Source organism: Ralstonia mojiangensis (assembly GCF_023955645.1).
GTDB lineage: Bacteria > Pseudomonadota > Gammaproteobacteria > Burkholderiales > Burkholderiaceae > Ralstonia > Ralstonia mojiangensis.
Window position 1 is genome coordinate 933527 of the sequence record NZ_JAMXHU010000002.1, and the last position, 24643, is coordinate 958169.

Here is a 24643-nt window from a genome sequence, read left to right on the forward strand (position 1 = left end):
TTCGCAGCCCCCCGATGCCCGTCGTCCACCGCCTTGCCGCCGCAGCATTCCTTGCGGCGCTGCTTACGGCCTATGCGGCCCAAGAAGCGGCCCAAGCGGCCGATCGCCCGCCCTCCAATCTGCAGGCCCGCACCTGGGCCGCCACGTGCGCCAGCTGCCATCACGCCGATACCGCCCCCGGCGCCAAGCTTCCCGCGCAGACGTTGCAGCCCCTGGCGGGCCGCTCGCAAGCCGAGCTGATCGACGCGATGCAGGCATTCCGCAATGGCACGCGTCCGTCCACGGTGATGGGCCAGATCGCCCGCGGTTATGACGATGCGCAGATCGCCGCCATTGCCGGCTGGCTGTCACGCCAATCCCCGGAGGCGCCATGAGCGAATTGCTGCGCAAGGATCGACGCGCACTCTTGCGCGCCCTCGGGGCAACCGCGCTGGCCGGGCCGCTGGCCGCGTGCGCATCGCTGTCGGGCGTGCGCAATGCGCGCGTGGTGGTGGTTGGCGGCGGCTACGGCGGCGCAACGGCAGCCAAATACGTGCGCGTGTTTTCCGGTGGCCGTGTTGACGTGACGTTGGTTGAGCCGAACGCCGCGTTCGTCTCGTGCCCGCTGTCGAATCTCGTGCTGTCGGGCAACCGCGATATGGCGTCCATCACCGTGCCGTATGACGCGCTGGTCGAGCGCCACGGCGTGCGCTGGGTGCGCGACCGCGCGTCGGCCATCGACCTAGGCGCGAAGCAGGTGCGGCTGACCGGCGGCGGCACGCTCGATTTCGACCGGCTGATCCTCTCGCCCGGTATCGACTTCGTGCCGGGGGCGATTCCCGGTCTCGCCAATGCGGCCACCGCCGCGCAAGCGCCGCACGCATGGAAGGCCGGCATGCAAACACTGGCGTTGCGCCATCGGCTCGAAGCCATGCCCAATGGCGGCACGGTGGCGATCAGCATTCCGCTGGCGCCGTACCGCTGCCCGCCCGCGCCGTACGAGCGCGCGTGCCTGATCGCCCACTGGCTGCAGCGCGCCAAGCCGGATTCGCGCGTGCTGATCCTCGATGCCAACGACGACGTCACCTCCAAGGGCGCGCTGTTCAAGCGCGTCTGGGCTGAACGTTATCCACAGCACATTGAATATCGCCCGCAATACAACGCCGTCGACATCGATGCCACGGGCCGCGTGCTCAAGTTCGATGTGCAGGACGACGTGCAGGCCGATGTCGTCAACCTGATCCCGCCGCAGCGTGCCGGAGCGATTGCCGTACAAGCCGGCTTGGCGACGGCCAACGGGCGTTGGTGCGAAGTGGATTTCCTGTCGTTTGAATCGAAGGTGGCGCCGGGCGTGCATGTGATTGGCGATGCCATCCAGACCGCGCCGCTGATGCCCAAGTCGGGCCACATGGCCAATCAGCATGGCAAGGTGGCCGCCGCCGCCGTGGTGGCGATGCTGGCCGGCCACGCGCCCGATGCGTCACCGCTGTATACCAACACCTGCTACAGCTTTGCCACGCCCGACGAGGCGATGCACGTGGCGACCGTCCACCGCTATGACGCGGCCGAGCACACCATGGTGACGGTCCCCGGCGCCGGTGGGCTCTCCGACTCACCTTCCGCAACCGAGGGCAAGCTGGCCCAGGGCTGGAGCCGCGCCATCTGGTCGGACATGCTGGGCTAAGGAAGGCAAATCCGAGGCGCCCGGCACAAACAATGCGCAAGATTGTGCAAGTCGCGTAAGCGGCGCGCGCCTACAGTGCGTCATGTGGCCGCACGGGCGGCCGTCCGAACCTTCCGATCATCATGTCTCCCAAGGATCTGCTGCTGGCCCTGACCGTTGTGCTGGTGTGGGGCGTCAACTTTGTCGTCATCAAGGTGGGCCTGCATGGCGTGCCGCCCATGCTGCTGGGTGCGCTGCGCTTTGCGCTGGTCGCGTTCCCGGCGGTGCTGTTCGTGCCGCGCCCCAAGATCGCGCTCAAGTGGCTGGTGGCTTATGGCGCCACCATCAGCTTCGGGCAGTTCGCGTTCCTGTTCTCGGCCATGTATGTGGGCATGCCGGCGGGGCTGGCCTCGCTGGTGCTGCAATCGCAGGCGTTCTTTACGCTGACGATTGCCGCCATCGTGCTGCGCGAGCCGATCCGCTGGTTCCACTTGGCCGGCATGGCGGTGGCTGCGGGCGGGCTGGCGATCATCGGCATGGCGGGTGGCGGCTCGGTCACGGGCATGACCACCGCCGGTTTCCTGCTGACACTGTGCGCGGCGTTTTCGTGGGCCAGCGGCAACATCGTCACCAAGCGGATCGGGCCGGTAAACGTGGTGAGCCTGGTCGTGTGGGGCGCCGTCATCCCGCCGATTCCGTTTTTCCTGCTGTCGTACTGGCTGGAGGGGCCGGAGCAGATTGCGCATAGTCTGGCGAACATCAGTGGGTCGAGCATCGGCGCAATCGTCTACCTGTCTTTTGGTGCCACCATCTTCGGCTACAGCCTGTGGAGCCGCCTGCTGGCGCGCTACGCGGCCAGCCAGGTTGCGCCGCTCACGCTGCTGGTGCCGGTGGTGGGGCTGGTGTCTGCCGCCGTACTGCTGGGCGAGCGCCTGGTGCCCGCGCAATGGCTGGGCGGCGCGGTGGTCATGGCCGGGCTGCTGCTCAACGTGTTTGGCGGCCGGCTGGCGGCTCGGCGCGCGATGGCTTGACGCCACACCCCCATCAGCAGCAAGCGCCCGGGCCGAAAGGTACCGGGCGTTTTGCTTTGCGGGCGACATAGGATTTGGCCCGTTTCGGGCACAATACCGGGTCCGATTCCCGCCATTTCGCCCGCACACGCATGCGGGCAGCCTCGTCTTCTGGAGACCACATGAAGTTCGCCCCCACGCTCGCCGCTGCGGCGGTGCTGGCCGGCCTGGCGCTGTCCGCCACGCCCGCGCTGGCTGCCGTTGATGCTGCCCGCGCGCAGTCCATCGCCAACCAGAACGCCTGCATGGGCTGCCACGCCGTCGACCGCAAGCTCGTCGGCCCGGCCTACCAGGACGTTGCCGCCAAGTACAAGGGCGATGCCGGCGCGCAAGCCATGCTCATCAAGAAGGTGCGCGAAGGCGGCATGGGCAACTGGGGCCAGATTCCGATGCCGGCCAATCCGAAGATTGCCGATGCCGATCTGAAAACCGTGATCGACTGGGTGCTCGCGGGCGCCCCGGCCAAGTGAGGAGCGGACGATGAATGATGCAATCAACCTGAGCCGCCGCGACGTGCTGCGCGCTGGCGCCATGATGGCGCTGCTGGTGTCCGCCGGCATTGCCACGCCGGCCCAGGCGGCCGAATGGAACAAGGCCGCCTTTGCCGTCAAGGGCGTGAACGACGTGCTCAAGCAACTGGGCGGCGGCGCGGTCGACAAGGGCGGCGCCGGCATCCAGCTCACCGCACCGGACATCGCAGAAAACGGCGCCGTGGTGCCGCTGGTTGTAACGAGCACGCTGCCCGGCACCGACCTCATCGCCATCCTGGTTGAAAAGAACCCGAACACGCTGGCTGCAACGTTCGCCATTCCGGCCGGCACCGACCCGTTTGTGAGCACGCGCGTGAAGATGGGCGAGACCTCGCAGGTCTACGCCGCCGTGCGCGCCAACGGCAAATGGGTGCTGGCGAGCAAGGAAGTGAAGGTCACCCTTGGTGGCTGCGGCGGTTAAACATCAGGAGAAACACACCATGGCAGACCCGATGCGCATTCGCGCGATGGAAAACGGCGGCACGACCGACGTGAAGATCCTGATGAAGCACGACATGGAAACCGGCCAGCGCAAGGATGCGTCCGGCAAGGTCGTGCCGGCCTGGCACATCACCAACGTGACGGTGCTGCACAGCGGCAAGACGGTGCTCGATGCACAGTTCGGCCCGGCCGTGTCGAAGGATCCGTTCCTCAATTTCAAGTTCAAGGGCGGCGCCAAGGGCGACAAGGTGACGGTCACGTGGGTGGACAACCACGGCGACAAGCGCACCGACGAGACGTCGATCCAGTAAGCGCCAGGAGGCCCACATGCGACGCAGCTTCTTTCGTGTGACCGCCGCGCTGGCGGCCTTGGGTGTGGCTGGCAAGGCCGCTGCCCAGAACGCCCCGCGCGCTGGTGGCGCCGGTGCCCGCTACAAGGTGGTCTACCAGTTGAGCGAAGGCATCGACCAGGCCATGCGCGCCATCGGCAACCTGCGCAACCATCTGAACGGCGCGCCCGGCACAAAGATCGTGGTGGTGGCACTCGGCCACGGCATCGAGTTTCTGGTTGAAGGCGCCAAGGATGCGCAAGGCCGCCCGTTTGATGCGCCGGTGGCGGCGCTTGCCAGCATGGGCGTGGAGTTTCGCGTGTGCCACAACTCGCTGATGGCGTTCAAGGTGCCGGAAGACAAGCTGCTGCTCGAAGCCAAGGTGGTGCCTGCCGGTGTGGTGGAAATTACCCGCTTGCAGCAGGAAGAAGGTTTCGCCTATATCAAACCGTAGGCGACCCACGGAGGGGACCGTGAAACACAAGACATGGACGAAGTTGCTGGGCGTGGCCCTGGCCGGCGGATTGACGCTGGCCGCCAACGCCCAGGACACCAAGGACAGCACCGCCGCCGGCATCGCGCAGTACCGCGAGATGCTGGCCGACGGCAACCCGGCCGAACTCTGGGAAGCCGCCGGCGAAGAACTCTGGAAGAAGCCCGCCGGCCCCAAGCAGGCCTCGCTTGAAGCGTGCGACCTGGGCCTCGGCCCCGGCGTGATGAAGGGCGCATACGCCAAGCTGCCGCGCTTCTTCAAAGACACCGGCCGCGTGATGGACGCCGAACAGCGCCTCATGTATTGCCGTATGACGCTGCAGGGGCTGACCAAGGAAGAGGCATCAGCCCGCCCGTTCTCGTCGCCGGGCAAGGCGTCGGACATTGAACGGCTGATCGCGTACGTGGCTTCGGAATCGCGCGGCGCGGCCATCGACATTCCGCTCGCCCATCCCGAAGAAAAGCGCGTGTATGAACTCGGCCGCCGCATGTTCTTCTACCGTGGCGGCGCGTATGACTTTGCCTGCGCCACGTGCCATGCCCAGCCGGGTTTGCGCATCCGCCTGCAAGACCTGCCCGACCTGCTGACCGCCGACGGCGCGCGCTATGCGTATTCCACATGGCCGGGTTATCGCGTCTCGCAGGGCGAGGTACGCACGATGCAGCATCGCCTGTACGACTGCCTGCGCCAACAGCGCTTTCCGGAACCGCTCTACGGCAGCGAGGTGATTACCGCGCTGGAGATGTTCCTCGCCCGCAACGCCAACGGCGGCAAGATGGACGCGCCGTCCATCAAACGATGAGGCCACGTATGACTCGACTGACCCCCATCGTTCTGACGGCGCTCACATTGGCGCTGGCTGCCGGCACCGCGCACGCAGCGGACGCCGCCTCCAAGGCCGTCACCGCACCCAAGCCCGATGCAAAGGCCGACGCGGCGCTCGCCAAGGTCATCCAAGAGAGCTTTGTCTCCAAGGGCCCGGCCACCGTGGAAGGCGTGACCGAGCGCGACGACGTGCAGAAGATCTGCAGCCAGTTTGCCGACCGCAACGCCGTGCCCGCCGCCGTGGCCAAGAAGTTGGAAGACGCGCAGCTCAAGACCATCCATTACCCGGCTGACAACAAGTGGCTGGGCGACTGGAAGGAAGGCGAGAAGACCGCGCAGAGCGGCCGCGGCATGCAGTTCTCCGACCCGGCCGGCGGCGCGAACGGCGCCAATTGCTACGCGTGCCACCGCTTGTCGAAAGACGAGGTGTCGTACGGCACCATTGGCCCGTCGCTGTACCAGTACGGCAAGCTGCGCGGGGATTCGGAAGCAATCCTGCGCTACACGTGGGGCAAGATCTTCAACTCCAACGCGTATGCGGCGTGCTCCAACATGCCGCGCTTCGGGCACAAGGGCATCCTGACCGAGCAGCAGATCCGCGACGTGATGGCGCTGTTGTTCGACCCGGCATCGCCCGTGAACCAGTGACCTAATAACGCCATGCAAGCCATTCGACGGTTCCTGATGTTGGCAGCAGCGGCGATGGTGTTTGCCGCCACGCAGTTTGCCAACCATGCACAGGCCGTCGAAGTGGGCGATGTGGTTGCGCTGCCCGACGTGCAGTTGCTAGACGGCACACACGTGCCGGGCGATGCGTGGCGCGGGCACCCCGTCATCATCGCCACGTGGGCATCGTGGTGCCCGTTCTGCGCACTGCAGAACCCGCGCCTGCAAAAGCTGTACGACGCCACGCGCGGTACTGACCTGCGCATTCTCACCATCAGCATCGACGCCAACCCGCAGCTCGCGAAGGACTACGTCGCCAAGCGCGGCTTCACCTTCCCGGTAGCGATGGAAACCGACGCGCTGTGCGCCGCCACCGGCCCGCGCAAGGGCCTGCCCGAACTGCTCGTGCTCGACGCCAAGGGCCGCGTGGTGCGCAAGGAAGTCGGCGAGATGCTGGAAGACGACGTAGCCGACCTGGCCCGCTACGCAAACAGCCCCAAACAATGAACCGCCGCGAATTCGTTCAAGCCCTGGCGATTGCCGCAGCCGCCGGCCTGCGCCTGACCGACGCCCACGCCGATACGTTCAGCTACGACGTGCCGCGCTTTGGCAACGTCCACCTGCTGCACTTCACCGACTGCCACGCGCAGTTGCTGCCCGTTGAATACCGCGAGCCCAGCGTCAACCTGGGCGTGGCGCAATGGGCCGGGCAGCCGCCGCATCTGGTCGGGCACGCGCTGCTCAAGCGGTACGGCATCGCGCCGGGCTCGCGCGCCGCGCACGCGCTTACGTCGCTCGACTTTACCGAGGCCGCCCGCCGCTACGGCCGCATGGGCGGCTTCGCGCACTTGGCCACGCTTATCAAGCGGCTGCGCGCCACGCGCCCGAATGCGCTGCTGCTGGATGGCGGCGACACCTGGCAGGGCTCTGCCACCGCGCTGTGGACCAACGGCCAGGACATGGTCGACGCGGCCCTTGCGCTGGGCGTGGACGTCATGACCCCGCATTGGGAGATGACCTACGGCGCCGACCGCGTGCGCCACGTGGTCGATCACGATTTCAAGAACAAGGTCGCCTTTGTTGCGCAGAACATCCAGACCGCCGACTTTGGTGACCCCGTGTTCGACCCGTACGTGCTGCGCGAGCTGAACGGCGTGCCGGTCGCCATCATCGGGCAGGCGTTTCCGTACACGCCCATCGCGCACCCGGCTGATTTCACGCCCGACTGGACGTTCGGCATTCAGGAAGAACGGCTGCAGAAGATGATTGACGAGGCGCGCGGCAAGGGCGCCAAGGTGGTCGTGCTGCTGTCGCACAACGGCATGGATGTCGACCTGAAGCTGGCCTCGCGCGTGCGCGGGTTGGACGCCATCCTGGGCGGCCACACGCACGATGCGGTGCCCGCGCCTGTCAAGGTCAGCAACCCGGGCGGCGTGACGCTCGTCACCAACGCGGGCGCCAACGGCAAGTTTGTCGGCGTGCTCGATCTGGATGTGCGCGGCGGCACCGTGCGCGACATCCGCTATACGTTGCTGCCCGTGTTTGCCGACCTGCTGCCGCCCGACCCGGCCATGACGGCGCTGATTGACCGCGTGCGCGCGCCGTACAAAGACAAGCTGGGCGAAACGCTCGCCACGAACCGCGGCCTGCTGTACCGGCGCGGCAACTTTAACGGCACGTTCGACCAGCTCATCGTTGATGGTCTGATGCACGCGCAGGGCGCCGAGATTGCCTTCTCGCCCGGCTTCCGCTGGGGCACCACGCTGCTGCCCGGCGAGGCCCTGACCATGGAAGCGCTGATGGCCCAGACCGCCATCACTTACCCGGCCACCACGCTCACCGAAATGACGGGCGCCACCATCAAGACCGTGCTGGAAGACGTGGCTGACAACCTGTTCAACCCAGACCCGTATTACCAGCAGGGCGGCGACATGGTGCGCACCGGCGGCCTGCGCTACACCATCGACCCGATGAAGCCCATGGGCCAGCGCATTACCGACATGCGCCTGGGGCCGGGAAGCGGCAAGCCCATCGACGCCGACCGCCGCTACAAGGTGGCCGGCTGGGCCGCCGTATCGCCCGAAGCCCGCAAGGCCGGCGGCCGCCCCGTGTGGGACGTGCTGGCCGACTGGCTGCGTGACCAGCGCGAAGTGACCGCCAGGCCGCTGAACACGCCGCGCATTGTCGGCATGGAAGGCAATCCGGGCATGGAAAACGCGGGTTAAACCCCCGATTGAAAGGGCTCCGGAAATTCGGCTAAACTTTGTCGCCACGGGCCGATAGCTCAGCTGGGAGAGCGCCGCGTTCGCAATGCGGAGGTCGGGAGTTCGATCCTCCTTCGGTCCACCAAATACAACTTCAATAAATTCCAGAGGAAGCCGGAAACCCATATAAAACAATGGTTTCCGGCTTTTTTTTGTCCGAGGTTGTCCGGCGCGTTTGTTCTCCTCTGGGCCGGTGGTCTCAGGCACTCCCATTGAGAGCACTGTTAATCCTGTCGCACTGAATGATGAGCGTCATGGGGCCCCATCACTGTTAGAGCTGAGACGTACGAATGACGGCGAACGGCGCGTATAAGCTGAACCAAATTATTCAAGACGCCGCAAAGCACGGCGAGCTTGTCATCTTCGTCGGTGCAGGCGCATCCATGCTGTGTGGCAGTCCTGACTGGCGCGGCTTTGCGAACCAAGTGGTAAATGCGCTGGCGAAGGCTAGCAAGCTCACCTTTCTTGAAGCAGAGCAACTGCGAGGGCTGGGAGATGCGCGACGCACCTTGTCAATTGCATTGACTCTCGCGAAAGAGCATGGAGTATTCATTGATTACGACAAAATCCTTCACCCGCCAAAACCTGACGCGGCTGGCGCTGAACTATACGAACTCCTTTCTAGCTTCCGACCAGTTTTCGTAACCACCAACTACGACAAATGGCTCGATGATGCAGGACTTGACGAACTTGCTACAGAGCCAGCGACGGAAAGTGAATCAACACCGGTGGAAGGGCCAAAAAGACGGCCCAAGTATTATCTTCGCGAACACCTGACCCCTGACCGGCTGACGGAGCGAGGCGCCGTAATCCATCTTCACGGCTCCTACTTGGAACCAAGCTCGATGGTGGTGTCCCTGAAGGATTACATCTCCCACTACGCAGACGAGAGAGTGCAATCGTTTCTCTCGGACATGTTCCGGAACTACACAGTATTGTTTGTTGGGTATGGCCTCGCCGAGCTCGAAGTGCTGGACCACATTGTTCGCTCGAACGAATCGCTGACAAAGGGAGCGGCGAAAGAGCGCCACTTCCTTCTGTACGCTCATCGCACGACCGAGTCAGTGCAGACCGAATTCATGACGCACTTTTTCCGGGACCAGTGCGGCGTGCAAGTCATTCCGTACTGCATCGATTCGAAAGGCTATCAGGAACTGGTCGAAGTCTTTAAGGCTTGGAGCACAGAGCTAGATGTCCGCGACCCCACCATTCTGGATCTTCAGGCTCGTCTAGACAGATGCGTTACGAAGCCAACTCCAGATAACCGGGGGGCTGCGATGCGTCTTGTACAAAAGCATCCCGAACTTGCGGCCTATCTCATTAATTCGTTGAAGGAGGTCGCGTGGTTCAACGACCTGGACGCCGCCGGATACTTCAACGCTGAACATAGCCCTGGCGTGAGGGTCGTTGAGACTGATCACGGCACGATGTACCAAGCCGATGGATGGCCGGCATTGCGCTACCTAGAGGTCATTGCAGGACTGGTCTCTGGTGAGTACGCCGCGCGCGTGGTTGACATTGTCCGCAGCGTTTCTGCCGATGCACAAATCCGAGGATTGGATAACTGGAGAACCTGGTGGTCCTTAGCAACTATCTTGTCTCAGTTGCCGCTTGAGGAAATTACCGAATCCGACATCACTATGACGCGGTCTTGGTTGACCGGAAAATTTGACACCAACATGGTGGGGATGGACCTGGGCCAAAAGCTCCTGCCGCGCCTTCTGGATAGTTCTCAGCCCGACCATTGGGGGCTCGCACTATTGTTGGCTGATGCGCTGCTGACGCTGAAACTCCCGGAGGAAAAGGCATGACGGACAAGACTGGAGTCCTCGACAGTTTCCACCTGGGTGAGGTGCTTAAAGGGGCAGCGCGCAAGCTTGGTGAGCGGTGCGGACCGGCAGCCGTTGAAATGCTCTCGCGGCGCTTTGCTGACTGTATCGGCCACCCTGACGAAGACCGGTATTCTTATCTATGGCGGTCTGCAATTGAAGAGCACACGCAGGATGCTCATAAAGATAGCTTCCGGACGGTGCTGGTCGACGCAATCCGGGACGCAACGCTCGGAGCACTGAGCACCAACCGGGCCGAATCCCTCAAGGCGGTTAGGGGTCTCCTTGAGTCGCCGTACCCGACGCTAGTACGTATCGGCATCTACGCGTGCGGCGAGGACTATGGCCACACCGGAGTACTTTTCTGGGAGTCTGCCAAGCCCGACTGGTTTCTCAATCTCGCCTATTGGCATGAACTCTTCTGGCTCATTAAGAAAGCCTTCACCAGGTTTTCGACCTCCGAAAGGTCTCAATATCTGGCCATAGTGGACAACGTCCAAGGCGACTGGAGCGACCCATCACGACAGCAGGAGTGGGATGAATCTCATCGCCGTGACCTACTGCATCCGGCGTATGGCTTGGGAGACCCGGAGGTCGATAAAAAATACTCGGCATTGGTAGAACGTTGGGGCCCTGTTCGAGAACATCCGGACTTTCATTCATACACAACAAGTGGCTGGGTGGGCGACCACAGCCCTGTCGAGTCCGACGCGCTGGTTGGAATGTCGAATGACGAGCTGCTGAAGCTGCTCCGAGAGTTTGTGCCGGAAGGCCGCATGTTAGAAGGCCCAACATATCGCGGTCTCGCGTCGGCGCTGTCAGAGGCTGTACGGGCTAGCGAGGATGGATTTGCAAGCCGAATCCCGCTGTTTACGGATGTAGGGCGGCCCTACCAACACGGTCTATTGAGGGGATTGATAGAACGACTGACTAATGACAAACGGCAGATAGATTGGGCTGCTACGTTGTCTCTTGTGCAGTCCATCACCTCCTCTCCGTCGTTCAAGATCGATATGGATGCCGAGCAACCGGAAGCGTGGGAGCCTTCGGTGAAATGGGTTCTAGGGGATATTGCAGACCTCATTAAGGCCGCATCCAACAAAGAGCGTCGAGTCGCTCCGGGGCTACGCAATCAGTGCGTTGAAATTCTCAAAACGGTTTTGGCCTCCACCAGCCCAAAAGAGGCAGGCGATTCAAGCGATGCGGTTTCGCAAGCGATAAATTCACCGCGAGGCCGCGCCTTGGAAGCGCTCATTCTTACTGCACTTGCGATGCGGCGCGACGAAGCCGCACATGGGCAAGCGTCAGGAGCGATCTGGGCAAAGATCGAACCGTTGTTTGATGCTGAACTCGTGAGCAGCAATGCCGGTCGGAATGCCGAATTTGCCACGCTGTGCGGGATATATTGCGCGAACTTGCACTACCTGAACCCGGTCTGGACGACAAAGAACTTTGATCGCCTGTTTTCGATTTCAAGCGATACGGCATGGCGTTGTACAGCACAAGGATTCGCGTATCAGCATTATCTATACGACTGGCTGTTCGCGAAACTCGTTGATGGGGGCCATTTAAGAAGGATGGTCTACACGGAGGGACTACCTGATCAAGTCGCTGACCGGGCGCTCCAGTTTTTGGGGCTCGCCTATCTGGAAAGCAAAGATGAATTCAATGATGGCGGCTTGCTTACAGAACTCATCACCAACTTGAAGGTCAAGGAGCTATCGAAGCTGTGCTGGTTCTTCTGGACAATGAGATCGAAGGACGGCGCTTCCCAGTATTCGTCGAAGGTATTGGCGTTCTGGAAAAGGATCGCTGAACAAATCACACAGAGTGGAACGACAGCACCCGACCTTCAGTCAGCGCTCAACCAGTTGGCTCCGTTCATCGATGACCTCACGCAGCCCCTGGCCGAAGTTTGGGCCGCCGCCGCAGCGCATGCTCATGTCAAATATAACGGTCCCGTCCTAGTTGAGAACTTGGCAAGATTGGCGGACAGAAATCCGCAAGAAGTTGCGGCCGTTTTCCGAGCAGCTCTCTCTAGCTTCGTACCAGATTTTCCCCCACAGGATGTAATTCGATGCGTTACCAAATTGGCCGATGCGGGATGGCACGACGACGCTGAGCAGATATGCAACATCTATTCGAAACGCGGCTCCCAGTTACTGAAGGAGACGTATCACGAGCTGCGTGAGCGACAACGTGCGCTGGACGCTGATAAGCCAAGCTCTAGCTGACCTCCTGGTACGCCCAGAGAGTTTCGCTCTTCGGGAACCAAGTTATCCGGTCAGTTTGCCAAGCAGTGCCCAACAAAAAGCCCGCGAGCCTCTCAGCGTCGCGGGCTTTCCCACATCTAGGCCACCATCAGCAGCCCCTCACTCACTCCCCAGCCACCTCCTCCACCTTCTTCCGCGGCCCCCGACTAAAACGCGCTGACAACGTCCGCCGCGCCGAATCCAACCCTTCGCCCTTACCCGCAACCTTCAGGTACGTGTAACCCTCCAGCGCGGCCGTCATCAGATCACTGCCCATCGCCAGTTGCGAATCCTGCATCCGTTCCAGCAACTTCTCCACGCGGGCGAGGCGAGGGCGCAGGGTGTCGAAGCCCACCAGGTCACGTCGCATTTCCTGCAGGTTGAAATTGGCAGGAAGCACGCTGGGGTTGTTGCTCAGCAGTTCCACGGCCTGGCGGCAGAACGCTTCGGATTTGTCGCCCATCTTCATGAGCGTGCTGCGCTGCTCGACTGACAGGCCAATCAGGCCGACGAGCTTTTCTTCCAGTGTCTTCAGCGCACCGTCAATGGCGGTCAGGTCGGTGGCGCTGGGTTGAAACGAGATCAAGTTCTGAGACATTGCGTTCCTTCTAAAGCGGATATCAACGTCATGCCGATTGGCACAACCCGGTGAGGTTGGCTACCGCTGCGGCGTATCGCAATGCTGTACACAACTTTTGACGGAAACCGCTCGCACATGGGGCGGGCACACCCGCCCACGCCGTTCGAGTGTTGGAACGTGAAGCACGAGCCTCGGACCGTCGAATTCGACTCTCTGACGCTGACACTCGACCCTCAGACAGTGGAACGTGACCCTCAGACAGTGAAGTTCGAGTGTTTGAGGCTCAAACGCGACCCTCAGAGGGTCGAATTCGACGCTTTGACACTGACGCTCGACCCTCAAACAGTGAAACGCCAGTGTTTGACCCTCGCGTTCCACTCTCTGAGGGTGAAGCACCACTGTTTGAGGCTGGAGCGCGACCTTCCGACCGTCGCTCCCGACGAATCAAGAATCCAACTTTTGGCGCTGGCCCCATCGCTATAATCCATCCCGCTGCCGCACCAACGGCAGCCGGGTTTGGCGACCTGCACTGGTGGCTCTGGAGAGACGATGCTTCGCGCATCGCCTCCGCACACCCACGCACGCACTACGGCGGGCCGGGTGGGGAGACCGCAAGGTCTGCCGGTGCTCCAGAGAGCCGGTTCGCCAGCCCCGCCGTCAGGCCCGCCACCTCGTCTGGCGATGAGTTGCCGGGCCTCCAACCACCTCTGGAGGCTCTATGCCAAATAGTCCAAGCGGGAACCGCCCCGCGTCGTACCCATCTCCACCTGCACCACCCACGCACGCGCCCACGTCGTCCGACGCAGGCACGCTCACCAAAAACCGAACCTACCTGAACGGCGCCATCGCAGCACAGGCGTATCTCAAGCGCACACGCACCGCCATGTGCAGCCACGGCCAATGCCGGCCGGGCATGCTGCGCGCAGAGCTTCAACACCTCTCTGCACACGCCTTCCCGCCGGCCTTCATCAAAGGCTTTGTGGATGCGATTGATGCCTACGTATCGATGTCGCTCGGGGGCCGCGATGTTGATCCGCAGACGTGGGATGTATTAGCTGCCGTAGAGCGGCGGGGCTACAGCCAATAACAACAGATTGACGCATTCCCGTGACGGGCGGGAATGCCACAGTGGTTAGGGCAGGGGAGAGGGAGCGTGCTGCGTCAACTGAAGATCACAGCGCGCGACGCGCCAAGCGAAGAGACCGGCACGTAACGCGCACCCCATCAGCGTTGGAAGTTCTCCGTCAATTCCCTCAACACCTGGACGAAGGCCTTGGTCGCCGCCGTCCGATACGCATCCTTGCGTTGCAGCAGCACGGCCGTGCGGGCCGGCAGCGGCGGGTCGAGCAGCACGGGGTGCAGCTCGGTATGCTCGCGCGCGACGCCGTCGGGCAGTACGGTTGCGAGCTGCCCACGCCGAACGATCTCAACGATCGCACTGATCGAACTGACCTCGATGGCGACCTGAGGGCGAATCTGGTTCCGCGAGCAGTATTCGTCGATGTAACGCCGCGTCGCGAACGCCTTGTTCAGCAGCACCAGCCGTTCGTTGGCGAAGTCCTGCGCTGACAGCGGCTTGCGGCGCTTTGCGCGCGCGTGGCCGCCGCCGACGACGAGGCTCAGCGTCTCGCGAAACAACGGCTCGCTGTCGATTTCCGCGCTGTGAGAGGACTCGAACGCGATGCCGGCGTCGAGCCTGTCATCGGCGAGCTGCGCTTCGATCTGATCCTGCGTGATTTCCTGAATGTCGATCGCGATGCCGGGATGCTGGCTATAGAAACGATCGATCGCGGGGCCGACGAGATACGCCGTGAAGGTCGGCGTCACGGCAAGGCGCAGATTGCCGCGGCTCAGTTCACCGACGTCATGTATTGCTCGCACGCCCGCATCCAGATCCTGCAGCGCGAGCTTCGCATAGCGCATCCACGCCGCACCGGCATCCGTGAGTTGCACGTTCCGCCCTGAACGGTCTAGCAACTGAGTGCGCAGCGCGTCTTCCAGTTGCCGTATCTGCTGCGACAACGTGGGCTGCGAAACATGCAGCGCCTCGGCGGCGCGCGTGAAATTGCGGTGTTCCGCGACGGCCAGGAAGTAACGGATATGACGCAACAGCATGGCGAACTCCCTCGTCCTCTAACTATTGGCATTGCCTATGGTGAGCATCATAAACTCGTCTTGGACACTATGACGGGGCGGGTCCATTCTCTGTTCAACGCATCGCACTGACCGACGTTGCGAACGCCAGATTGAACGGAGCAGACCATGCAAGAGATCATCGAAGGTTTTCTGAAGTTTCAACGGGACGTCGTGCCCGCACGCAAGGCGTTGTTCCGCAAGCTGGCCACCAGCCAGACGCCGCGCACACTGTTCATTTCTTGCTCCGATAGCCGCATGGTTCCTGAACTGGTCACGCAGCGCGAACCGGGCGATCTGTTCGTGATTCGCAATGCCGGCAACATCGTGCCTTCATTCGGCCCCGAGCCTGGCGGCGTGTCGGCTACCGTCGAATATGCGGTGGCCGCGCTCGGCGTGACGGATGTGGTGATATGCGGCCACTCAGACTGCGGCGCGATGACGGCCATCGCGACGTGCAAGTGCCTCGACCATATGCCCGCCGTCGCGAACTGGCTGCGCTACGCGGACTCGGCAAAGCTGGTCAACGAGTCGCGTGAACATGCGAGCGAGCGCGCGCGCGTCGACTCGATGGTGCGCGAGAACATCATCGTGCAACTCAACAACCTCAAGACACATCCCTGCGTTGCACTGGCGCTCGCGCAGGGCCGCCTCAATCTGCACGGTTGGGTCTACGACATCGAATCCGGTTCGATCGACGCGCTCGACGCCGCGACTCGCCGGTTCGTGCCGCTCGCGGCGCATCCCGATGTCACCGCAACACCCGCCGAGTGCGTGGCTGCGCACTGATTTCCCGCGCGTTATTCCGACTGCAGATCTCACCACGTTGACTTATTCAAGGAGCAACATCATGACCCAATCGCAAGTCACGCCAAACGCGCGCGAAGCGTTGACGGAAACCATCATCGACGCGAAGGTGCGCAAGAACCTCACGTTTGAAGCCATCAACGAAGGCACGGGTTTGAGCGTCGCGTACACGACAGCCGCGCTGCTCGGTCAGCACGCGCTGCCGGAGAACGCGGCGAAGCTGGTCGGCGAGCGCCTTGGACTCGACGCCGACGCCGTGCGCTTGCTGCAAACCATTCCCGTGCGCGGCAGCATTCCGGGCGGCGTGCCCACCGATCCCACCATCTACCGCTTCTACGAAATGGTGCAGGTGTACGGCTCGACATTGAAGGCGCTCGTGCACGAAAAATTTGGCGACGGCATCATCAGCGCAATCAACTTCAAGCTCGATATCCAGAAGGTGCCGGACCCCGAAGGCGGCGAGCGTGCCGTCATCACGCTCAACGGCAAGTACCTGCCGACCAAGCCATTCTGAGTTCATCGCGTTGCGGGTCGGGCGATCCGCAACGCACGAAGTGCAATGCAACCCAATCGCTAATCTGAAAAAAGGAGAGCCGTCATGTCGACTCAACAGCCAGCAGTTCGTCCGCCGCTTCCGCCGTTCACGCTGGAATCGGCCAAGGAAAAGGTCCGTCTTGCAGAAGACGGCTGGAATTCGCGCGATGCCGCCAAGGTCGCGCTCGCCTATTCGCTCGATACGAAATGGCGCAATCGCGCAGAGTTTGCGAACAACCGGGCGGAAGCGCAGGCGTTTCTCGATCGCAAATGGAAGAAGGAGCACGAGTACCGTCTGATCAAGGAACTGTGGGCATTCGGCGGAAATCGCATTGCCGTCCGCTACGCCTACGAATGGCACGACGACTCGGGCAACTGGTTCCGTTCCTATGGCAACGAGAACTGGGAGTTCGGCGAAGACGGCCTGATGCAACGCCGCTATGCGTGCATTAACGACATGCCGATCAAGGAATCCGAGCGCAAGTATCACTGGCCGCTGGGGCGTCGTCCGGACGATCATCCTGGCCTGAGCGATCTCGGCCTCTGAGACCTCGCGACACGCGCAGCGCACCCACGCTTAGGGCGTGGCGCGCTGCGGCGATCGGGTGGCGTTGGGTACGTTTCGATGTCGCTCGGGGGCCGCGATGTCGATCCGCAAACGTGGGATGTGTTAGCTGCCGTAGAGCGGCGAGGCTCCAGCCAATAGAACAGATGGATGCATTCCCGTGACGGGCGGGAATGCCTGGGCTAGGTCGGAGTGGCAGCTAGGCGTTGGCTGTTGAAGCTGTCTGCCGAGCATGAATCGCCGCCACGAAAGCGGACAGAAATCCGCGCATTTCGGACTGCCGCTCAGGCACCTTCAGTAGGGTTTTGATTTCGTCTGGCGTTTTTCCGATCAGCGGGATGCGCAGAAATACGTCTTCGAGAAATTGATCGCTGACGGTGGACAGCACCAGCCGGAGCGATGTGAGCATGTCGTCGCCACGATGAGATGCATGTGCGAGCGCAATGGGTTTCCCGATGACTTCGAATCGCGAGACCATCCAATCGATGACGTTCTTGAGCCCTCCCGGAATCGCGCGAACGTATTCGGGGCTGGCAATAATGATGCCGTCGCATCCGGACACGAGTGCCAGGAATTCCAGCACTGCGGCGGGTGTCTGGGGCCCTTCCAGGTCAGGGGAAAAGACCGGCAAGGTGTCGAGGCGATGGAATACCAATAGCTCAACCCCCTCAGGGGCAACGTCTTTCAAGCCGAGCAGTAGCGCCGTGTTGACGGAATCGCGGCGGGCACTGCCGGAGATGGTTAGGAGCTTCATCTGGTTTTCCTTTGGAGACATCCTGCCGCGCCCGGGGTTGTCTGGTTCGATACGCTCGAAACGTCCCGCCGCCCCTCAGCCGAACTTGCGCGCTGCGTCGCGCGCCAGGCCAGAACCGATCCCGCCGAACAGGTCGCCCTCGACGCGCCGCGCCGACGGCAGCACTTGCGCCAGTTGCTCGCGCAGCAACGGCACCCCGCTGGAGCCGCCGGCAAAGAGAATGGTATCGACCGCTTCCGCTGCAACGCCCGCCGTCTTCAGCATCGCCTGCACCGTCGAGACCGTCTTGCCGACCAGCTTCCCGATCGACTGGTCGAAGTCCTCACGCGTAACGGGCTGCTTCAACTCGGGCGCGATGCGGTGCAGGTCGATCTCCGCCACCGGGGCGTCCGACAGCGCGATCTTCGCGGCTTCCACCTGGATGGCCAGCCAGTGGCCGGCGCGCTCGCGGATCAGGCGGATGAGGCGGTCGAGTTTTTCGGTGTCGGCGGCATCTCGGTAGTTGTCCATCACCACCGTCCACGCCTTGCGCGTGTACACGTGGTTGATGGTGTGCCAGCTCGCCAGGTCGAAATACTGGCCCGATGGCATGGCCTTGCCGTTGCGCAGCGTGCTGTTCAGGCCCAGCAGCGGCATCACGCTGGCCAGGCTCAAGGCGCGGTCGAAGTCGGTGCCACCGATGTGAACGCCGCCGTTGGCAAGGATGTCGTCACGGCGGTCGAGGCGTTTCGCGCGGTCGGGCGACAGGCGCACCAGCGAGAAGTCCGACGTACCGCCGCCAATGTCCGCCACCAGCACAAGTTCTTCACCGCTGATGCCGGCCTCGTAGTCGAACGCGGCGGCGATGGGCTCGTACTGGAAGGCGATCTCGTCAAAGCCGGCGTCGCGCGCGATGTCCGCCAGCGTGTCTTCGGCAAGCTGGTCCGCCTTGGGATCTTCGTCGATGAAGAACACCGGGCGGCCCAGCACGGCGCGGCGGAATTCATGGCCGGCGGCATGCTCGGCGCGCCTTTTGAGTTCGCCGATGAAATGCGCCAGCAGCTTGCGAAACGGCATGGCCTGGCCCATGACCTCGGTGCTGTCGTCCATCATCGACGTGCCGAGCAGGCTCTTGAGCGAGCGCATCAGGCGGCCCTCGTAGCCGGCAAGATAGTCGGTCAGCGCGGCCCGGCCGTAGCTGACCAGCGGGTCTTCGGCGTGAAAGAAGATGACGGAAGGCAGCGTGACCTTGCCGTCTTCGAGCGGCAGCAGGGTGGGTGCGTCCGATCTCAGCCAGCCAACGGTGGAGTTGGACGTGCCGAAATCGACGCCGCAGGCGTTTGACATCATAGGATTGTGGCTTCTGGAGTGCAGCTGGAGGCATGCGCCTGCACGGGATATCAGGAGCGGGGGCCACCGGCGAAGGGGCGCTATTGTAGTGGCTTTGTGCGACGGATCCCCACTACGGTGGATGCCTTGGTTGCCGCGTTTGTTCGGGCTTCTATGTTCGGTGGGTGCAAGTGGCCGCTCGGCAGCTTCGCGGTGTAGCAGACCACGCCAATCGATCGTCAGCCGAAAGCTGGGGCTGTTTCATGCGCGTACCCGCCGTCCGCAGCCAGCAGCAGTCATTCTGCAGTCGCGCTGTGTCCCGTCGCTCTGGGGCGCCTCCCCTTGCTCGGTGCATAGCGAGATAACGGCGGGGGAGGTAGAAGGCCGTCGCCGCACGTGCGCCGCAGAAGAGTTGTGCAGTGCATCGTTCTTGCACTGAGAGCCCACGGGAAATTGCCCTGCAATGAGGCTTTGAGCCAAGCCGGGCCATCGCTGGGATCGGTATTTTCTCGTCTCCTCGCTACTTCGAAGTTCTCTCCACTAAGCCAACACCGAGATGACACCGGGATTTCCCTAAGCTGACATCCGTGCCGACATGCTATTAACTAAATCATGTTGATTTATTTAATGACGCCGGCAAACGGCGCGGCCCGCAGGAGACAACATGAGAAGTCCGCACATCGGGCAGGGCAGTAATTCGGTCAACGTGCGCCGCTATAACGAGCGCCTGCTCCTCAAGGCGCTGCGGCGCGCGGGCAGCGCGTCGAAGGCTGACCTCGCGCGCCTCGCCAATCTCACCGGGACTGCGGTTGGAAGCATCATCACGTCACTTGCTGACGCGAAGCTCATCGAATTCACCGGCCGCCGCGTCGAGGGCCAGCGCGGCCAGCCTGCGTCGCTGATCCGCCTCGATCCGCGCGGCGCGTTTGGCATCGGTGTGCGTCTGGACCGGATGCGGATCGAGACGGTGCTTGTCAACTTCGTGGGCGAAGTGCTCGGGCGCCGCTCGCACGATACGCTGCTGCCGCCGCCCGCCGCCGTGCTGGAAATCGTGCGGGAGGACATCGATGCAATGCAGCAACTGCTGTCCGCCAGCGAGCGCCAGCGCCTCGCTGGCGTCGGTGTCGGGCAGCCGTACAACCTGGGCAGCTGGCTGCGCGAGATCGGCCTGCCGGCCGACGCGTTTCACGCGTGGGCCGAGGTCGACTTCGCTGCCGAGCTTGGCAACTCGATTGCGTTGCCCGTGTTTAGCGAGAACGACGGCAACGCAGCCGCGATCGCAGAACTTTTTTATGGTTGCGGCCGCCAGCACGACAACTTCGTCTATCTGTTCCTTGGGCCGGTGATCGGCGGTGGCATTGCGGTCGACGGCGATTGCCTGCGCGGGGGTACCGGCAACGCCGGCGACTTCGCGGTGATGCCCGTGCTGCCAAGCCGCCTGCCGTCCGCTCCTGCGCCAACCGGCGCCTGGGACATCCTGCTCACCCGCACCTCGCTGAGCGCGCTGATTCGCCATCTGCGCTATTGCGGCGAGACCGTCGAGACCCGCGCGGATCTCGAAGCGTGCATCGCGCGTGGTGTGAAGGCTGTCGACGAATGGGTCGACGACTGCGTTGACGCGCTCGCCCCCGCGCTGCGCTCGGTGCTGTCGGTGCTTGATTCGTCGGTCGTCGTATTCGATGCCGACACGGATGCGGGCCTGATCGACACGTTGATGCGGCGCCTGCTCGAGGCGCTTGCTGCGATCACGCCGGAAGCGCGCGGCATGCCGGAGTTCGTGCGCGGCTCGTTCGGCCCGGACGCCGGTGCGATTGGTGCCGCCACGCTGCCGATGTTCTTCAACTTCTCGCCGCGTGCCGGCATCCTCAAAGGTGCCAGCGTGCAAATGCAGGAGGTCAGCTATGCTGCATTCTGAACCGCCGCGCCCCTTGCTGGAGATGCGAGGGATCAGCAAGACGTTTCCCGGCGTGCGCGCACTGGACAACGTCAGCCTGACCGTCTACCCCGGTGAAGTGCATTCGCTGATGGGCGAGAACGGTGCCGGTAAGTCGACGCTGATGAAGATCCTCTCGGGCGCATACCAGGCCGACCCGGGTGGCGAAATCATGATCGACGGCAAGCCGCTCGTCGTTGACGGCCCGCTCGCCGCCCGCAACGCCGGGATTGCGGTCATCTACCAAGAGCTTTGCCTGGCGCCGAACCTTACGGTGGCCGAGAACATCTATGTTGGCCGCGAACTGCGCCACGGCAACAGTCGTTGGGGCATGATCGACCGCGCGGCGATGGCGCGCGGCTGCGTGGGTGTACTCCAACGCCTGGGCGCGAGCTTTGGGCCCGAAACGCTGGTCGGTACCCTGTCGATTGCCGAACAGCAGCTGGTCGAGATCGCACGCGCGGTGCACACGAAGGCGCGTGTGCTGGTGATGGACGAGCCCACGACGCCGCTGTCGTCACGCGAGACCGAACACCTGTTTGCGCTGATCCGCCAATTGCGTGCCGAAGGCCTCGCCATCATCTACATCAGCCACCGGATGGACGAGATCTACGCGTTGTCCGACCGCGTGTCGGTACTGCGCGACGGCGCCTACGTCGGCTCGCTGGACCGCGAGTCGCTGTCGGCTGAGCGGCTCGTTGCCATGATGGTCGGCCGCGACATCTCCGGCTTCTACAAGAAGGAACATGCACCGTACGATCGGGGTCACCTGTTGCTGTCCGTGCGCGACGTTGCGGACGGCGCCCGCGTGCGGGGTTGCAGCCTCGACCTGCATGCTGGCGAGGTACTCGGCATCGCGGGCCTGGTCGGCGCGGGCCGTACCGAACTTGCGCACCTGATCTTCGGCGGGCAACCGTGCACGCGCGGCGAGGTGACACTGGGCGACAGGACATTCGGCGCACATTCACCGCGCGATGCGATCGATGCGGGCCTCGTCTACTTGACGGAAGATCGCAAGCGCCAGGGCCTGTTCCTCGATATGAGCGTGCGCGACAACATCAATATCTCCGTCGCCAACCGCGACGCGCGAGGTGGCGTGCTCAACCTCGCGCGCGGTGCTGAACGCGCCCGCGACGCGATCTCTTCGCTGTCGATCCGTGTACCGCATGCAAATGTGAACGCTGGTGCGCTGTCGGGCGGCAATCAGCAAAAGGTGCTGCTGTCGCGCTTGCTGGAAACCAAGCCGCGCGTGCTGATCCTCGACGAGCCGACGCGCGGCGTGGACATTGGCGCCAAATCGGAAATCTATCGAATCATCAACGAACTCGCGCGCGCCGGCGTCGGCGTGATCGTGATCTCCAGCGAGCTGCCCGAGCTGATCGGCATTGCCGATCGCGTGCTCGTGATGCGCGAAGGAACGATTGCCGGCGAGCTCGGCGGCTATACCGGCCAGTCGATCACGCAAGAGGCAATCATTGCACTGGCCACCGGCTCGCAAACAGCGTTGGCGCAGGCGCACTGAGCTACGCCGCTGCGCCGCATAGCGCCATCCCACCTACAGGTGAACGACATGAATCAGATCAAGCAGCGCGACCTCGCTTCCGCGCCCGCCACCGCGGCCCACCCCCGCGCGTTGCAAGCGCACCTTGCAAATCATCGCGATCGCATGCAGTCATTGATGCGCACGGCCGGCATGCTGCCCGTGCTGATCCTTCTCTGCATCGGCTTTGGTGTCATGACCGACGGTTTCTTCACATTGCAGAACCTGTCGATTGTCACGCAGCAGGCATCGATCAATATCGTGCTTGCCGCCGGCATGACTTTTGTGATCCTGACGGGCGGTATCGACCTCTCCGTCGGTTCGGTCCTCTCGGCCGCTGCGGTTGCTGCGCTCATCGCGTCGAACATTCCTGGCTGGGGCGGTCTTGGGGTGCCGGCTGCACTGCTCGTCGGACTCGGGTTCGGGCTCGTCAATGGCGCGCTCGTTGCGTTTCTTCGCCTGCCGCCGTTCATCGTCACCCTTGGCGCATTGACCGCCGTACGCGGCATCGCACGTCTGATGGGCAACGACACGACCATCTTCAACCCGAAGCTGCCGTTCGCATTCATCGGCAATGGCACGATTCTCGGCGTGCCGTGGCTGGTCGTGATCGCCGTCGCAGTGGTTGCGGGCTCGTGGTTCATCCTGCGCCGCACCGTGCTCGGCATGCGCATCTATTCGGTCGGCGGCAACCCCGAGGCTGCACGCTTGGCGGGCATCAACGTGCGGGCAATCGAGCTCTTCGTCTACGCGGTGTCGGGCTTGCTCGCAGGCTTGGGCGCGCTCATGTCCGCTGCCAGGCTCTATGCGGCCAACGGTTTGCAGCTCGGCCAGTCGTATGAGCTGGATGCGATCGCTGCGGTGATCCTCGGCGGCACGAGCTTCGTCGGTGGTGTCGGCTCGATCGTCGGCACGCTGGTCGGCGCGCTGATCATCGCGGTGCTGTCGAATGGCCTGGTGCTGCTGGGCGTATCTGACATCTGGCAATACATCATCAAGGGCCTGGTCATCATTGGCGCGGTCACCCTCGACCGCTACCGTCGTCGCGAGTCCGCGCGCACCTGATCCGTCTTGCATCGATACCGGCGCCTACGCAGGTCCACGTGCGCGCCTTCACCATGGACCATCCGGAGACAACAACATGCTCAAGCTCAAGAACAAGGTTCTGCACACCGCCATCGGCTGCGTGATCGCAGCTGTGGCTGGCGTCGCCCAAGCGGCCGACAAGCCGCTGAAGTTGATCGGTATTACGGTCGGTTCGCTTGGCAATCCGTACTTCGTGACCGTTGCGAAGGGTGCCGAAGCGCGCGCGAAGGCAATCAACCCGAACGCGAAAGTCACCGCTGTCTCGGCGGACTACGACCTGAACAAGCAGTTCACGCAGATCGATAACTTCATTTCCGCGCACGTCGACATGATCTTGTTGAACGCGGCCGATGCGAAGGCGATCGAGCCGGCCGTGAAGAAAGCGCAGGCAGCGGGTATCCCGGTCGTCGCGGTTGACGTGGCCGCCGCCGGCGCCGATGCGACTGTACAGACGAACAACGTGAAGGCCGGCGAACTGGCGTGCGACTACCTTGCGAAGAAGCTGGGCGGCAAGGGCAACGTGATCATCGAGAACGGTCCGCAAGTGTCCGCCGTCATCGATCGGGTGAACGGCTGCAAGGCGGTGCTCGCCAAGAACCCGGGCATCAAGATCCTGTCTTCCGACCAGGACGGCAAGGGGTCGCGCGATGGCGGCATGAGCGCGATGCTGGGTTACCTGACGCGCTTCCCCAAGCTGGACGGCGTCTTCACGATCAACGATCCGCAAGCCGTCGGCAGCGATCTCGCCGCCAAGCAGCTCAACCGCAGCAACATCGTCATCACGTCGGTCGACGGTGCGCCGGACATCGAGACCGCGCTGCAAAGCAATACGCTCGTGCAGGCATCGGCGAGCCAGGATCCGTGGGCAATGGCGCAGAAGGCAGTTGATATCGGCTATGGCGTCATGAACGGCAAGAAGCCTGCCGACCCGATGGTCCTGCTCGACCCGCAGCTCGTCACGCGCGACAACGTGAAGAGCTACAAGGGCTGGAGCGCGCACTAAGGCGCTAAGACACGCTAGCCAATGGTTCTGGCGGTCCTGCACCGCACTTTTCTGCGCGA

Annotated in this window: 25 protein-coding genes and 1 tRNA gene; 22 read left to right on the top strand and 4 right to left on the bottom strand. The window is 63.0% G+C overall.

Annotated features, from left to right (window positions below; all coding sequences use genetic code 11):
- The first annotated feature begins 14 nt into the window (after positions 1-14).
- The 14 genes from NG898_RS11115 to NG898_RS11180 all read left to right on the top strand — a co-directional run bounded on the left by NG898_RS11115 (position 15) and on the right by NG898_RS11180 (position 12323).
- The gene (locus NG898_RS11115; protein WP_252692342.1) at positions 15-374 is read left to right on the top strand and encodes a c-type cytochrome; all 360 of its coding nucleotides are present in this window, start codon (positions 15-17) and stop codon (positions 372-374) included.
- Positions 371-1663: an NAD(P)/FAD-dependent oxidoreductase gene (locus tag NG898_RS11120; protein WP_252692343.1), complete on the top strand. Its 1293-nt coding sequence runs from the start codon at positions 371-373 to the stop codon at positions 1661-1663. The genes NG898_RS11115 and NG898_RS11120 overlap by 4 nt, the downstream gene beginning before the upstream one ends.
- 122 nt (positions 1664-1785) lie before the next feature.
- Positions 1786-2673 carry an EamA family transporter gene (locus tag NG898_RS11125; protein WP_252692344.1) on the top strand — a complete coding sequence of 296 codons (888 nt, stop codon included), beginning with the start codon at positions 1786-1788 and terminating at the stop codon, positions 2671-2673.
- A gap of 161 nt (positions 2674-2834) precedes the next feature.
- Positions 2835-3182: a c-type cytochrome gene (locus NG898_RS11130; protein WP_252692345.1), complete on the top strand. Its 348-nt coding sequence runs from the start codon at positions 2835-2837 to the stop codon at positions 3180-3182.
- 10 nt (positions 3183-3192) lie between these two features.
- Positions 3193-3663 (top strand): thiosulfate oxidation carrier protein SoxY, encoded by a 471-nt coding sequence (gene soxY / locus NG898_RS11135; protein ID WP_252692346.1) that lies wholly within the window; start codon positions 3193-3195, stop codon positions 3661-3663.
- Between the two features lie 19 nt (positions 3664-3682).
- Positions 3683-3994 carry a thiosulfate oxidation carrier complex protein SoxZ gene (soxZ, locus tag NG898_RS11140; protein ID WP_024977295.1) on the top strand — a complete coding sequence of 104 codons (312 nt, stop codon included), beginning with the start codon at positions 3683-3685 and terminating at the stop codon, positions 3992-3994.
- A 16-nt stretch (positions 3995-4010) separates the two neighbouring features.
- The gene (locus tag NG898_RS11145; RefSeq protein WP_092976763.1) at positions 4011-4466 is read left to right on the top strand and encodes a DsrE family protein; all 456 of its coding nucleotides are present in this window, start codon (positions 4011-4013) and stop codon (positions 4464-4466) included.
- 19 nt (positions 4467-4485) lie between these two features.
- Positions 4486-5307, top strand: coding sequence for a sulfur oxidation c-type cytochrome SoxA (gene soxA, locus NG898_RS11150; protein ID WP_252692347.1), 822 nt, complete (start codon positions 4486-4488; stop codon positions 5305-5307).
- Entirely contained in the window at positions 5304-5978 is a 675-nt protein-coding gene (soxX, locus tag NG898_RS11155) for a sulfur oxidation c-type cytochrome SoxX (protein ID WP_420803691.1), read from the top strand. Before soxA ends, soxX begins: the two co-directional genes overlap by 4 nt.
- Before the next feature lie 12 nt (positions 5979-5990).
- Positions 5991-6503, top strand: a complete 513-nt coding sequence (locus NG898_RS11160; protein WP_252692349.1) for a TlpA family protein disulfide reductase — start codon at positions 5991-5993, stop codon at positions 6501-6503.
- Positions 6500-8221: a thiosulfohydrolase SoxB gene (soxB, locus tag NG898_RS11165; RefSeq protein WP_252692350.1), complete on the top strand. Its 1722-nt coding sequence runs from the start codon at positions 6500-6502 to the stop codon at positions 8219-8221. The genes NG898_RS11160 and soxB overlap by 4 nt, the downstream gene beginning before the upstream one ends.
- 48 nt (positions 8222-8269) lie before the next feature.
- Positions 8270-8345, top strand: a tRNA-Ala gene (locus NG898_RS11170).
- A 205-nt stretch (positions 8346-8550) separates the two neighbouring features.
- Positions 8551-10071, top strand: coding sequence for an SIR2 family protein (locus NG898_RS11175; RefSeq protein ID WP_252692351.1), 1521 nt, complete (start codon positions 8551-8553; stop codon positions 10069-10071).
- On the top strand, positions 10068-12323 hold the full coding sequence (locus tag NG898_RS11180) for a hypothetical protein (protein ID WP_252692352.1): 2256 nt from the start codon (positions 10068-10070) through the stop codon (positions 12321-12323). The genes NG898_RS11175 and NG898_RS11180 overlap by 4 nt, the downstream gene beginning before the upstream one ends.
- Positions 12324-12465: 142 nt before the next feature.
- Here NG898_RS11180 and NG898_RS11185 read toward each other — a convergent pair whose 3' ends face one another.
- Entirely contained in the window at positions 12466-12939 is a 474-nt protein-coding gene (locus NG898_RS11185; RefSeq protein ID WP_252692353.1) for a hypothetical protein, read from the bottom strand.
- 700 nt (positions 12940-13639) lie between these two features.
- Here NG898_RS11185 and NG898_RS11190 point away from each other — a divergent pair.
- Positions 13640-14008: a hypothetical protein gene (locus NG898_RS11190; RefSeq protein ID WP_252692354.1), complete on the top strand. Its 369-nt coding sequence runs from the start codon at positions 13640-13642 to the stop codon at positions 14006-14008.
- 137 nt (positions 14009-14145) lie between these two features.
- On the opposite strand, the gene cynR is transcribed toward NG898_RS11190, so the two are convergent.
- Complete coding sequence (gene cynR / locus NG898_RS11195; RefSeq protein WP_252692355.1) at positions 14146-15036, bottom strand: transcriptional regulator CynR; 891 nt, start codon at positions 15034-15036, stop codon at positions 14146-14148.
- A 147-nt stretch (positions 15037-15183) separates the two neighbouring features.
- Between cynR and NG898_RS11200 the strand changes: the two genes are divergently transcribed.
- The 3 genes from NG898_RS11200 (at position 15184) to NG898_RS11210 (ending at position 16942) form a co-directional block, all read left to right on the top strand.
- Positions 15184-15843, top strand: a complete 660-nt coding sequence (locus tag NG898_RS11200; protein WP_232041330.1) for a carbonic anhydrase — start codon at positions 15184-15186, stop codon at positions 15841-15843.
- A gap of 61 nt (positions 15844-15904) precedes the next feature.
- Positions 15905-16375, top strand: a complete 471-nt coding sequence (gene cynS, locus NG898_RS11205) for a cyanase (protein WP_252692356.1) — start codon at positions 15905-15907, stop codon at positions 16373-16375.
- A gap of 84 nt (positions 16376-16459) precedes the next feature.
- Positions 16460-16942, top strand: coding sequence for a nuclear transport factor 2 family protein (locus NG898_RS11210; protein WP_232041328.1), 483 nt, complete (start codon positions 16460-16462; stop codon positions 16940-16942).
- A 217-nt stretch (positions 16943-17159) separates the two neighbouring features.
- Here NG898_RS11210 and NG898_RS11215 read toward each other — a convergent pair whose 3' ends face one another.
- Together NG898_RS11215 and NG898_RS11220 are read right to left on the bottom strand one after the other, a co-directional pair.
- Entirely contained in the window at positions 17160-17714 is a 555-nt protein-coding gene (locus NG898_RS11215; RefSeq protein ID WP_252692357.1) for an NADPH-dependent FMN reductase, read from the bottom strand.
- A gap of 75 nt (positions 17715-17789) precedes the next feature.
- Positions 17790-19043: an Hsp70 family protein gene (locus NG898_RS11220; RefSeq protein WP_252692358.1), complete on the bottom strand. Its 1254-nt coding sequence runs from the start codon at positions 19041-19043 to the stop codon at positions 17790-17792.
- A 643-nt stretch (positions 19044-19686) separates the two neighbouring features.
- Between NG898_RS11220 and NG898_RS11225 the strand changes: the two genes are divergently transcribed.
- The 4 genes from NG898_RS11225 (at position 19687) to NG898_RS11240 (ending at position 24584) form a co-directional block, all read left to right on the top strand.
- A complete protein-coding gene (locus NG898_RS11225; protein ID WP_252692359.1) occupies positions 19687-20937 on the top strand; it encodes an ROK family protein in 1251 nt (416 codons plus the stop codon).
- Positions 20924-22477, top strand: coding sequence for a sugar ABC transporter ATP-binding protein (locus NG898_RS11230; RefSeq protein ID WP_252692360.1), 1554 nt, complete (start codon positions 20924-20926; stop codon positions 22475-22477). The genes NG898_RS11225 and NG898_RS11230 overlap by 14 nt, the downstream gene beginning before the upstream one ends.
- Positions 22478-22525: 48 nt before the next feature.
- Positions 22526-23560, top strand: a complete 1035-nt coding sequence (locus NG898_RS11235) for an ABC transporter permease subunit (RefSeq protein WP_252692361.1) — start codon at positions 22526-22528, stop codon at positions 23558-23560.
- A gap of 76 nt (positions 23561-23636) precedes the next feature.
- Entirely contained in the window at positions 23637-24584 is a 948-nt protein-coding gene (locus NG898_RS11240) for an ABC transporter substrate-binding protein (RefSeq protein WP_252692362.1), read from the top strand.
- The last annotated feature ends 59 nt before the right edge of the window (positions 24585-24643 follow it).